Annotated in this window: 7 protein-coding genes; 1 reads left to right on the top strand and 6 read right to left on the bottom strand. The window is 44.3% G+C overall.

All coding sequences use genetic code 11. The annotated features are described in order from the left end of the window. Positions 1-887: 887 nt before the first annotated feature. Positions 888-1,490, top strand: coding sequence for a sugar O-acetyltransferase (locus RDO37_RS03440; protein WP_308498117.1), 603 nt, complete (start codon positions 888-890; stop codon positions 1,488-1,490). Positions 1,491-1,585: 95 nt separating this feature from the next. Here RDO37_RS03440 and RDO37_RS03435 read toward each other — a convergent pair whose 3' ends face one another. The 6 genes from RDO37_RS03435 to RDO37_RS03410 form a co-directional block, all read right to left on the bottom strand. Next, on the bottom strand, positions 1,586-1,987 hold the full coding sequence (locus RDO37_RS03435) for an arsenate reductase ArsC (protein ID WP_308498116.1): 402 nt from the start codon (positions 1,985-1,987) through the stop codon (positions 1,586-1,588). A gap of 383 nt (positions 1,988-2,370) precedes the next feature. Further along, positions 2,371-2,778: a dihydroxyacetone kinase phosphoryl donor subunit DhaM gene (gene dhaM, locus RDO37_RS03430; protein WP_027939002.1), complete on the bottom strand. Its 408-nt coding sequence runs from the start codon at positions 2,776-2,778 to the stop codon at positions 2,371-2,373. A 1,021-nt stretch (positions 2,779-3,799) separates the two neighbouring features. Beyond that, entirely contained in the window at positions 3,800-5,683 is a 1,884-nt protein-coding gene (locus RDO37_RS03425) for a hypothetical protein (protein WP_308498115.1), read from the bottom strand. 1,045 nt (positions 5,684-6,728) lie between these two features. Further along, the gene (umuD, locus tag RDO37_RS03420) at positions 6,729-7,169 is read right to left on the bottom strand and encodes a translesion error-prone DNA polymerase V autoproteolytic subunit (protein WP_052338840.1); all 441 of its coding nucleotides are present in this window, start codon (positions 7,167-7,169) and stop codon (positions 6,729-6,731) included. Positions 7,170-8,035: 866 nt separating this feature from the next. Next, positions 8,036-9,676: a hypothetical protein gene (locus tag RDO37_RS03415; RefSeq protein ID WP_308498114.1), complete on the bottom strand. Its 1,641-nt coding sequence runs from the start codon at positions 9,674-9,676 to the stop codon at positions 8,036-8,038. Between the two features lie 964 nt (positions 9,677-10,640). Then, the gene (locus tag RDO37_RS03410; RefSeq protein ID WP_308498113.1) at positions 10,641-11,504 is read right to left on the bottom strand and encodes a BON domain-containing protein; all 864 of its coding nucleotides are present in this window, start codon (positions 11,502-11,504) and stop codon (positions 10,641-10,643) included. Positions 11,505-13,041 lie beyond the last annotated feature (1,537 nt).

Below are 13,041 nucleotides of genomic sequence, written 5' to 3'. Positions count from 1 at the left end.
TATATTTTTCAAAACTGTTAATTGCTCCTTAGACCAAGCCTTGCTCAATTTCAGCATAAATATGTACCTGCTAAGAGCTTGGCTTAAATTCGTTTAGAACCCACGAGTATGACTACGTACTTGCGACTCTCTCAATCGTCTTACAGCGGCCATACCCATGTGCAATGTCCTGTTGTTATGAATACATACTAGTCCTAAACAATTAGCTAAGACTTAGTCATGCACCGTTGGCCGCTCAAGCATGTGTATAGTAGCTTGTACTTATTGGTGCATATGCCTCTTTGCTGATGCGTTTATATGCGCTTTGATGCCTTGTACTACTGCAGTTGCCTATATTATCTTTTGCTCAAAGCTTATGACACGTTATTTCTTTAGCAGCACTTTACTAAGCCCAAGTCACACCATCTTTAAATTTTAAAAGGTCATTTGGCTGTATATTGAGTGCCAGATTGTGTACTTTTCAGCAGTACTCCTGTTGCATACTTAATGAGCTCATGACCCATACCATCTATATCCTGCTCTGCTTGCTAAGATGGGACAGCCTATGTCTGAGTGCATAGATAGCACTTGCTGTGACTAACTTTGATAGACTGCACTGCATAGGCTTGAATAGCTATGCTGCTTACTTGCTAGGATGCAATATGGGCACATCTAACTGCAGCAACTGCAAGATAGCTTTGCTACCTGCTGTACATAGCAGGCCATGTTTATGCGCTGCCTTATCTTGCTTACGTGACTTGAGCTTGTAACTTGAATGGTATGTTCGGTTTTGCTGATGATGCTGCGGTTTAGCTGGTCGGTTTTGACTTGATTTTCAGGCATCGACGGCTTAATTGAGCAACCATGCCTTACCCTGCGTGATGAATTACTGATATAAGGTGCTTTAAATGTTTTTAGATACCAAGACACTATTTCCATACCTGCATAATGGCGAGGTCTATGGTCCAAACGATCCTGATCTCTTTGATGCTCAGCGTAGCTGCCTTAAGTACATTAACGACTTTAATGCATCACCATACGATGCTGTAGACTATCGTGAAGAGCTATTACGTAAGATGTGCTGGTCTATTGGTGAGGGCTGCTTTATTGAGGCTCCTATGCGCTCAAACTTTGGCTGCAATCACCTAATTCTAGGCAACAATGTCTACGTTAACTACGATGCTTGCTTCGTTGACGATACCTTCATCACTATTGGTGACAATACTATGATCGGGCCACGCTGCGTCATTGCCACTGCAAGCCATCCAGAAGATCCTGAGCTTAGAGCCCTTGGCTACCAATTCAATAAGCCTGTAACTATTGGCAAAAACGTATGGTTAGGAGCCAATGTCACTGTGTGCCCTGGCGTCACCATTGGCGACAACAGTATTATTGGAGCCGGCTCAGTGGTAGTTAAAGACATCCCTGCAAATGTGGTGGCAGTTGGCAATCCATGCAAGGTCATTCGTGAAGTGCGTAAAGGCGAGTGCAAGCACCGAGCAGAGCAATAAACCTTGCAAAGCTAGAAAGCTTACTATTTGATGTGACTGCAGCGGCCATAGTGAGGCATTCAGATATTGCCCTCTTGCTTGGCCGCGTTCTTGTCTTACTTGTTTGCCTCAAGCCTTTGCTTAAGTTCTAAGACCTTTACCTTAATCGCCTCGATAGTCTGCTCATATACCTCATCAGACATACCAGTTGGATCATCAAGGCCCCAGTCTTCTCGATGCTCACAAGGCAGATGTGGGCACTGTACATTGCAGCCCATGGTGATCACTATATCCACTGCAGGAATATCATCAAGTAGCTTGCTGTACTGAGTCTTTTCCATGTCTATACCATATAAACTCTTCATCAAGCGTACAGCATCTTGGTTAATAGCAGGTTTAGTTTCAGTACCTGCTGAATAGCTTTCAAACACATCGGCAGCGAGCATTTTGCCAAATGCCTCAGCGATTTGACTGCGACAAGAATTATGTACGCACACAAAAGCTACTTTCTTCTTCATATCCAATTCCTTCTACAAAAAGGCGGCTACTCTACACTTACAGGCATTAGTGCAGCACTTTGACTAGCCGTATTTCATCAAGACCCGCTTACTTCCCACTAAGACTAAGGTTGCAGTGCCAGTAGTATGTTGTGACTGTCTAGGCAAAACTATAACCCTTGATAGAGTCTATAAATGTGTGGGCTTGATATGCACATTCATCTGCCCCATGAACTTGCATGATGGCACATACTGAGCAAGCTACTACAGCAAGCGTGCTAAGTGGCCTTATTCTAATGGCCATAGCTTTTTGTCTGAGTGAGACAAATGGTGCTGCATATAACAAAAAACCCGCTGTCAGTTAAGAAAGCGGGTTTTGTGAAGTATGAGTTTATAAACTCAAATTACTTCTTATGAAGCTGACGTGCACCTTCAGCAGTGGAGATAACGAGTTCTAAGGTAGACTCGCCGTCTGCAGCTGCTTCAACGCCTGCGCCTACAGCGCCTTCTAAGATAGGAGCATCAGCGATCTTAACGCGTGAACGTAGTGGCTCCTCAAGCATTGCGATAGCTGCTTGTGAGCTGATAACGCCTGAACCTAAGTCAGCTAAAACTACTACGCCCTCGCCCTGATCTGCAAGCTTAATAGCATCGAGAACCTTCTGAGGGTCAGTGCCTAAACCGCCTTGAGCGTTACCGCCAGCAGGGTAGATCGGCATCTCAGCACCGTCACGGCTGCTAATCTGCTTAACCATGTCACAGATGCCCTCAGCAACCTTGCTGCTGTGTGAAACTACTACAATACCAATCATCAAGAAACTCCTATAAAAATCGGTAGTTGCCGCAACTAAAGCCCGGCACCGCTACGGGGCTCCTATCTACAGTAACAAGGAGTCGCTGATTTCATTCAGTAAAGCGGTGTCTTAGGTTTGTATTTTAGCACCTAGCGCGGTGCTCTTTAAAGGCTGTGCACTGATCTGAGCAAAAATAATCTCTCTACAAGAGGCAAGATCTTCGCGCACAATGCCTTACAAGCTTAAAAGCAATGTACCATAGACTATTACACATTTGATAAGACATAGTCAAAAAGCCCAACCTTGTCTCAAAACTGTGCTGTAAATTGCTCTATAACGCCAAGAACCGGCCACTAAGTTCCATCATCCGCCGTCATTTACATCATAATTTAGAGCCACTGCCCATAATTAAGTGCCACGATCTCACACTCCAGGCAAAGAAATTAATCAGCTCTTCAAATCCCAATCCAAATGTTGCTATCGCAAGCGCTATAAAACAGCTCTTGGACAAAGTTCCATGCATCACTTAGCAACGTTTCAACGCAAATTCGCTCAAAACCTTACCTTCGACACTACTTACTCGTCCTGCTTGCTAACTTCTGCCTACTCACCCGACTGTGGCTATTTTAGCATTTGGACAGACCACCCAAAGCTACCAAGGCCTATACTCAATTTTTCCCATGTATTAGAGGTAGCACTCTCTTATGGCTATGCACGTATGACCAAGAACTACCTAGCCTACTCTCTTGGCTCAGCTTTCAGTCAATGCGGCAGTACAGCTTTACATTTAAGCGCAACGACCATGCTTTTAGATGCGAGCCACATAGCTAACGTTAATCAAACATCCATACGATTGTATTTGCTCGCACAATAAGACTTTGCACTTAGCCACGCCTCATCACGTAATCTCAATGCTTCAAATGCATGCTCATCTGACTTAGACACGGCTAGATAAGAGCAATTATCAGCATCTAAGGCGTAGCCATCTTCAATTGCTAAGCATTTGTACTCTGTAGCTTAACTTGCTGTGAGTACACGCCTACTCAGTAATGAGAGCGTCAAGCTCCTTGGTCTTTTTAGAGGTGCGTTTTGGCTTGGCATTGGGGTCAAGACGCTTGGAGATCTTAGTCTTTCGTGGCTTAGCTGAGTAATTTGGACAAGGACCACGATAGATAAGCTTATCGATATCATCAGCGTCTTCATCATCAGGATCTAAGGCCTTGTCCTGGCTGCTGCGATCGAGCTTGAGCTTTTTCTTAACTGAGCTTAGCTGATCACCTGGGTCTTGTGATGCATTAGCTTCATCGGAGCTAGCAGATTGAGCTGAAGCTGCATCAGATTCATCTTGTAAATGCGCTGCCACAATACCGCTAATAGTTACCTCATCTAAGCCTAAGGATCGCAGATTGAGGCGTTCAATAATCTCTTCAGCTTTAGAGCGTGGTGATTGCTCTCTTGCATGTTCAGCTGCGCCTGCAGCTGTAACATCGACTGATGCCGGTGCAGCGCCTGCCATGTGAGATGTACTACCCATAGCCTCAGTACCTGACATGCCCTCAGAGTTAGCTAAGTGAGCTAAGGGTTGAGATCCATGCTCAACTGCTGCAGCTGCATAGTTAGCCTCATTGTGACCGAAGCGGCCAACTGTAGTATCACCTGCACTATTGGTAGAGCTTAGAGAGCTGCTATCTGCACTGCTATAGCCTTGGTATGTATTGTCGTCATAGTCATTGGAGCTAGATGTGGTTGAGCTGGTCTGATAGTTACGCTCTGTAAAGGAGCTGCCATTAATGGCAAAGTTATTAGCGAAGAAGTTTGGAGCCAGAGTACGAGTCTCTTGGGACTCATTTGACAAATCCTGGCCATCGTCTTGGGCATTAAAGCGATCTAAAAGCTGAGCTTTTGTTTTTAAGAGCTCATTAAATGAGGCAATACGGTCACTTAAAGAGGCATTAAGATTCTCTTTAGTCTCTGCATCTAAGAGAACTTCATTAACAGCCGCATCTAACTCATGGTTGCTGCTATTAAGCTTGACATTAGTAAGCTTGCTGCGGTTCTTTTTGATGGTGCTGTCAACTAAGGCTGCATAGCTAGCAGGATCAACTTTGAAGAAGTTATTAGCCTCAATACTCTCATCAGTTGGACGCAGTGCTTCTGGGAGCTCATTTAAACGTGAGTAATCGCCCTTAGCTACCTCAGACATGATCTCTAAGTACAAATTACTCTCATGGGCATGCTCACGCATAAAGTCATCAATAGCACGACGATTGAGCCCAAGCTGCAGCTTGGGGCCTAAAGTAAGCTCTGGTAGCTCCTGCCCATACTCTTGATAGAGCTGTTTGATGGCATTGAGCTCGCCTTCAGACTCAATCTTATAATTATGGTTTTTGGCAATGAAGTTCTGCACTTGAGACTTAGGAATACGCTGATCAGCAAAATACGCCTGTACCGACTCATAGCATGGATAAGACATGATCTCTACAGATGAGATGTACTTAAGCATGCCATATGGTACTAACCATACCTCTCCTAATTTCTCGCAAAATACTCCAGGAATGCTAATACCACTCGTCTTACTAAGCTCATCACGCTTAGGAGCACATACCACCATCATATTGGTAAGGCCACGATTAACACCCTGACGGCGATCATAGCTACGCTTGCGAGCTGCCTCAGATCTAACCTGCTTAATATTTTGCAAATGCGCACGACGCTCTAAAAGAGCCTTACGCTCTTTATCGCTTAATGACTCATAGCCATTTAAGAAAGCCTTACTCTCATAGACCTGATTGACGAGCATCGCCACCATACGTGATGGTGTTACACCCCAGGTCGAGGCCATTTCATGAAGCCTTGATAACTCCAGCTCAGTTAAAGAGATATTTGCAGCCATACAGGTATGAGCTTTCTTTTTAGCAGGCATGAAGTCACCTCACAAAACGACACAATGCCCTGTATCTTAACACAGCCCAATAGAACGCAGAATATCCTATTTTATGTTTTATATTTTTCAAACCTCACCACGCTCACAACATCCCCAAATAACCACAAAACATCAAGCCAGAGCTAATCTCTTCAGCTGCACATCAACATGAGGTCACTCACGCAACCTTAAGCGCAGCAAAAGTAATTCCTATTGCTGCACAGCACTTAGCAGCCCCATAGCTATTTGCCTTGGCCGAAACTCTCTCAGATGACTAATAAACAACTAACAGGCTAGCCTAAAGCCCAAGAGCCTTTTATTAGCAAAGCCAGACCGAATTTTCTGTATGAAACTACCAATGTGCATGATGCACAGCAGAGCTTGCATACCTACTTTTAATTGCTCCCATGTTAAGCGCTTACTTACTTGCAAGCTGAGTGCTCTCCTTCGCACTTGCATGCTCTAAGACCAGGCTTGTCTTAGATACCTTGACCAAAACTCCCACTGTTTTGCTTAGCTAAACAGATGCCTGCAGCCTGGTTAAGATCTTCACTGAGTAACAATGGTGACGTCTGTAGTGCGATTACTACACCTCGAGCAATGTACGTCGCTTTGGCATGATGGGCTAGGCTCAGTACAGTTGTTCTACTGTGCAAGCCTATCATTTTCAAATCACCGCTTTTGTGTGGCTATTTATGGCAATAGCCGTGGCACTTGCTGCGCAAATAACTGCTGCAGCTTTGTTGGTAGTGGCTGCTGTGGTTGAATGGCATCCAAAGTGATACGTGCCTCTACGCAGAGCCTATCGTGCATAGAGACAAATGACGTTATCAAGTAGCATGGAGCTTGATAAGTATGCTTTTGCTGCAAACAGCATAGCCATTACAAATGAGGACTCCTGCTCACGACTCCAGCTAATACCAGATGCTAATCGAGGCTCTATAAGCTTAGAACTTACTCATGCGGCAGTGTGGCCAAAACCGCAGTGAGAGCATGGCAGATTGCAAGGCAAGGTGAAGTCGTACCTCGCTTGCTTGCTTGCTATCTAGCGGTACTTGCGGATGACTGAGATGACGGGGCCAATGATGGTGACTTCGGTAAACTCGCCGATTTCAATCGGGGAATAGTCTGCATTGCAAGGCACGAGCTGTGGCTTTGGTTTTAAGATGAGCTTTTTAACAGTGTACTCGCCATCTACCATGGCAACTACAGTATCTTCGTTCTCAGGAGTCATGCCTGAGTCTACGAGCACAAAGTCGCCTGACATAATGCCCGCTTCAATCATGGAATCACCAGAGACACGATAGATGTAGGTTGAGGAAGGATGAGTTACTAAGAACTCATTAACATCAAGCTCGCCATCAATATAGCCACCGTTTGGGGCCGGAAAGCCTGCTGGAATGCTTTCTAAAGATACTGGTAGAGGCATATGAGTACGACTCTCAGGCATCTTGCCAAAAGGAATCAGAGCATCATCTTTAACCATAGTATTGCCTACACCATAATTATCTAATCACCACGCTAATCTGCAGCAAACTCACCACAACTAGCCTTAAGCATTAACTGTCATGCCTACTCTACACTATCTTATGCATACAGCCAAATTAACCAAGCATTTCTCTCACTAGGAGTAAGGCTCCACCACATTGATAGCCTTGACCCGTGTGATGAGCAATCTCGCCTAGCACCGCACTTAAGTGCCAGACGCTCCATGAGCTTCCCTGCAGTATGCAGCCTATGACCAATAGCTTGCTTACAGCTTGCTAAGTTGAGTCGTGTTGACTTGCACGATGAGGGATGAGAATAGTCTTTGACTAAGCTATAACGGCCATAAGCCAAGAGCTAATGAGCTTAACTTAAGACCAACTTCAGCCACACCGACGGCAAAAGCAAATGCATCAGACTCATATGCAGGTCTATGCATCAGCCTGCACATAGGAGGCCATGCCATCTCTTTGAATTAGGCAGCCACAATGTGTGTCATTTGAGCATGCTGCCCTCGATGCTGCAGCTGTGCTTATGCAGGCAACTAAGGTTAGAGCAATTAACAGTTGTAAGATTCTCAAAGCTTTTGTACATATCTTGAGCATTTGGACAGCATTATCTGGTGGTGCTTGCTAACAATCGATGTAATCGTCAACTAGCAGCAAAGCTATGACTCATGAGCCACTACACCTGCTGATTTTGTCTGGCTGCTTGTTTACGCAAGTGGCTATGCCAGAATGGCAGTCTCAGTTTGTAGCTGTATGTGAGGGGACTTGCATAAAGCGCAGCTCTAGTGACTCTGTGGGTATTAGATAGAGCTGTTGCTGATGGGATTTATGCTTTGGTGTTGGCTGCTCAATGGGATCGTTAGTCGTCCTTGCCAAAGAGCACCTTGCGGATCTTGCCCCACATGCCAATGCTCTCTTCGCTCTTATCTACTTCAAAGCGGTGGATAATACCCATAAAGCAGAAAGCAAAGACACGGCTTTCATCCTCACCAAGCTCATTAATGCCATTAACTGCACTCTTAAAGTATGAGGCATATGTCTTACAGTACGGAGCACTAGCCTCTTTGATGATGGTGCGAATAGTCTGACGTACCTCACTTAAAGAGGTTGAGTCGCTTGGTCGTGGATCACGTGCAATCTCTTGCCAAGCAAAGCCAGTGATCGAGGAGATCCATAACTTTAGCTCTTGAGTAAGCCAAGTTGGAGAGAATGGATCATGCGCATCAGTTAAGAGCTCACGCAGCTTGTCATTGATAAGGTCGATACACAGAGCCTGTTGCTCCTTGTCACCTTTAATGATGAAGCAACGATAGATGATATCGTCCTCAGCTGCGATCTCTTTGTACCAACGGAAGCTATTAGCATCATCAATGCGCTCAACTTTGAACTTGAGATTGTTCTCGCTGGCATTTTTATACATCTTGTCGAAGTCTAAGTCGTTTTCTACGTTCTTAGCTTCATCCTTAGCATTTAAGCATTGCTCTACTAAGGCCTTGATGATGTCATGCTTCTGTCTAGCCGAGAGGAAGTCGTCTAAGTGAGAGATCACGAAGGCCGAGAAGTCCTCTTTGATCGCCACGCGCATGGTGTTGTAGCTGCCATGATGCATAGCTACTTCACGAGCATAGTCAGTTTGCTTATGGTACAGACTATAGAAGGTCAGTACTTGAATACGAGTTTTAAGATTGAAGACCTTGTTGAAGATGAAATCCATCATACGGTCTTGCTTATTAATGCGTACCTCAGGACGTACTTCACGACCAAAGGTCCAATCATACTCATAAATGCAGTGAGTCTTCCAAGGAATGTAGTCAATAAGACGATTAGAGAAATATGCCTGAATCGACTCAGTTGGAATCTCACTTAAAGATCTTGGCTCACCAGAATACCATGGCAGTTGTACGCTCTTAAGCGGCCAATAATCACTTTGCGATAAAGAGTTATCGCCATAGCTTGGACGTACATGGTGGTATTTACAGTTGAACAGATAATGGCGAATAGCCATATAGGCACGGGCACGCTTCATTAAATATGTATAGCGTGTATTAGATGGATCTCGAGATGGTAGACCCATATAGTCAAGCATGCCTTCAACTGTATTAATCGACATCGCAGCTTCATCGCCAGCAAAGACATCACGCCACATGCTTACGATGCTATAGCACTCAAAAGAATTGGCAACTAAGGTCTGAACTGGCTCGATGTTTTCGCAAAAGCACAGTACTGTCTTGTCTTTGAGATAATCACGCACCTCAATGTCGGTTAAGGTAGGCATATTGTTATTAATGAACATGTCTCGATCAAGACCATGCTCAGCAGCCTGATTCCAACGGATGCGGTTTAATAAGGCAGGTTGAATCTGCAGATAAGTGTGCACATACACACTAGGAAGATCGCTAGAGTTTGTATAGCGAAGAATGGTAAGCTCTAAAGCACTCTCTGGCTCCCCTGGGTTAGGCACATAAACATCGATAATATAGAAAGCGTTATCACGAGCCATAATATTCGTCGATCAAGATTGCGCCAATCCCTGAAGCTTATTTATTACATACACGCAAGAGCACAAGCTCACTTTATGTATGCAACAACAGGTGCACAGGAAAGTGACAGATAAACAATACGTGCACGAAATGCACAATGAAACTGTAAGACTACCAAGCTTATACAAGGCAGCACGCCCACTTAAGCAGTCAAAAGAGCACATTTGACATCAGCATAGCAGCAAGAGCCTAAGCATCTTTGCTAGCACAACAAAGCAACAGCCACACAAAAGCTAGCGCCCCATGCCAATTGATGATGGCACGCCCAAGCACATACTAAAGCAACTGCCTAAATCAACAATGCAGCAAAGTATCAGCTCAAATCAAGCATATGCCAAACAAAAGAGCACTACATCATATGCAAGCTTTAAGCCTATGATATAGGTTGCGCCAAATGCAGTACATAATAGTACATACAAATAAGTTTAACACGCTCTATACGTTTACGTATACGCAATTTAACTGTTTAGCCTTATTTGCATCGCCGCAATGCACGATTTGCATTGCTAACATGCAATCAAGCCCCAAAAATTCTGCTCAATAAAACCAGAACGCCGCCGTCTACGCAAAAAACGAGCACTCGCCCTACTCAACTGTCATCAAAAGAGCCAAGAGTAATTTTGAGTAAAGAATATTCACTACTGCAGAGCAGGATCACCCTACCATCAACCCAAATCAGCTTGATTAGCCGTGCATCAAAAGCAACTCAAGAGCCCAAGTTACTAATCAGGCAGACTTTGCTGCAGCATAGCCCAAAGGCAGAGCACACTCTAAGGACACAAAGCTCTTGCTTTACCATGAGCAGTTATAAATAAGGCCCATCGGTGATGAGCCTTAGTTATTGATATTGCTCTCGTTTAGTAGCAGCTTGCAGGCTAACTACCATAGAGCATCTGATGAGAATAGAGTAAGCCTACTCTTGTCTTAGTAGTTGTCAGATGGAGCTAATAAAGAAGATGGGCCGTTGTCCATTGGGGCATCCTCAACGATGTAAGCGCCACCGTTTTGCTGATTTTGTACTGGTGGGACGTATGAGGAATTACGTTGTGGAGCTACATAGGTAGACTTTGAGCCCTTTTCTGGGGTTACGCTGTAACGATCGTTGTTGCGGCCTTCATTGCCCTTGTAGATCTTCTTCTCCATGTAGTCGAAGATGTGATAGACCTTACGCACACCGCTGATGCCAAGCACAGTATTAATAGCACGCTTAGACTCGTCCTTAGTAACAATACCCATGAGGTAGACATTACCGTTCTCAGTTACGACCTTGAAGCGGTTGGAGTTAATGTCCTTACCAAAGAGTAACTGAGCCTTAATCTTGGAGGTAATGTAAGAGTCAGATGAGATAACTGATGCAGGTACTGGCTTTTGCAATGTTGCATAGTTATAGACCTGACGTACGTGCTCGAGCTTCTCGATCTGCTTTACGCACCACTTAAGGTAGTCTTTGTTAATGGTCTGACCAGTGATGAGCACATTACCGTTAAAGGATGTTACAGAAACACGGAAGTCCTCAGGCTTAGTGAGGAGAGTATTGGTCTTCATGATCTTATAAGAGTTTTGCTCAATGGCCTCATCATATGCCATAGAGTAAACATTACGCTCATCAGACTGAACAGCTGCAGTACCACCAGCAGCGGCACCAGCTAAGAGCACGGCACCACAGCCACTTAAGGCAAAAGGCGCTGCTAGACAGAACACACCTGCAGCAAGGTATTTCTTGAGACTTTTGCTATTAGTACAAGTTTTTTCAGTTGATGCGTTTTGCATAGAATCACCGTAATTCACAAACTTACCCCTCAACACCGTCAATAAAGCAGCCGCACTCCATAAAATAACAACAGCAAGCCACCGCCACATACCGACCACCAAAGCAAAGCTAGCAAAGCACGAAAGGCAAGAGCAAGCGCAAACCAAAGGCGCTAGCGCAAGGAGGCAAAAGCGAAAGTTCTGCACGCCCACACAAGGCCACACTTAGCTAGCTTGAGATTAGATCAGCATGTTATTGACGGAAAAATCCTATGGGCATGATCTTATCAAATAAGAACCACAGCCACTTAGATCAAAGAAACACGCAGCTGTACTTACCCATTTATAAGTATACCAAACGAAAGTTTGTTGGAAATTAGCAATATCACAATCTTCAGTCAAGCACAGCCGCCCAATTGCACTCCCAAACACCCTGGCCCTGCCAAGCTCGCCGCTAACCCAACATCCCCAGGCCCTGCCAGGCCAATTGCAAAACCAAATACCCAGGCCCTGCCAAGCTGCCGTTCATGCCGCCCTTTAATCTAAGCAGCACTACTCATACAGCAAGTACGCTCGACGATGGTCCTTGGCTAAATACTCATAGCGGTGGCGGCAATTATATGTATTTCGCTCAGAACCACAGGCACGCTCAGAGTGTGCCGTACCCTGACTAAAATGTTGAAAGACGAGATTAAGCCCATCCCCATAACTCAAGTAAGGCGTTGAGACTATTTAGCTAAACGTAAAGAGTAATGACGTAATCAAATTATGGGCTGTTAGTATGGCTCGTTAGATACAACCCCAAGTTATGACCATCAGATGGCCACACGCAAGAAAACTGGTGATTGATGGTGGAAAATTCAGACTGGCTGCTTAGGTAATGGCTGTGGAACAGTGATTAAGAGAGGCTTAGGAGATTTAGAAGATTGGTAATAAATGGCTTGTTTGTGAGGCTTTTAAAGGCCTAGAAATTAAAAACCCCCGAGCCGCATGAACGACTCGAGGGGTAACAATCAAACAAACATAAGGAGTATGGTCATTATGCATGAACGCATATTCAATTGCAAGCAACTTTCGCACAGAAACGTTAGATTTTGCATAGATTAACAATCTTAAACTTTACATTATTCGACTGCAAAAAGTTGGCTATCAAACCTAAATATCTCCCATTTTTATGGGAATAGCTGGACTGCAAAAAACGACAGTTATTGCAGTCAAAGGACGCCGTGAAACATTTCTAATTTGTTGGCTTTTATGCAATTAGTTTACGCTTACGACAACATATGTCAAGTAATCAAAGTCGCAAAGATCGCGATATTTAGGCTATTTTGTGAGTTCTATGTCCTAGTTACAGATCTCTGATTGGTTGACAAAAATTGATACGGTTTATCAATTTGCATCAGCAGCGCTAACCAAACAAGGGAAATTTAATGTAATGTGATTTAGATCACATTACTCAGGCACCCAAGAATCATTGCCTCTATCTCCCATATAAATAGTATCTAGGGAAATGCTGCTAAACATTATGTGTAATATGCTTTGTCAAAATAGATCCTACACTATAGAAATTGACATA

Origin of the sequence: uncultured Anaerobiospirillum sp. (assembly GCF_902485895.1) — a bacterium.
Classification (GTDB): domain Bacteria; phylum Pseudomonadota; class Gammaproteobacteria; order Enterobacterales; family Succinivibrionaceae; genus Anaerobiospirillum; species Anaerobiospirillum succiniciproducens.
The sequence above is the reverse complement of the archived record's forward strand: the minus strand, read 5'-3'. Positions and strand labels throughout refer to the sequence as shown.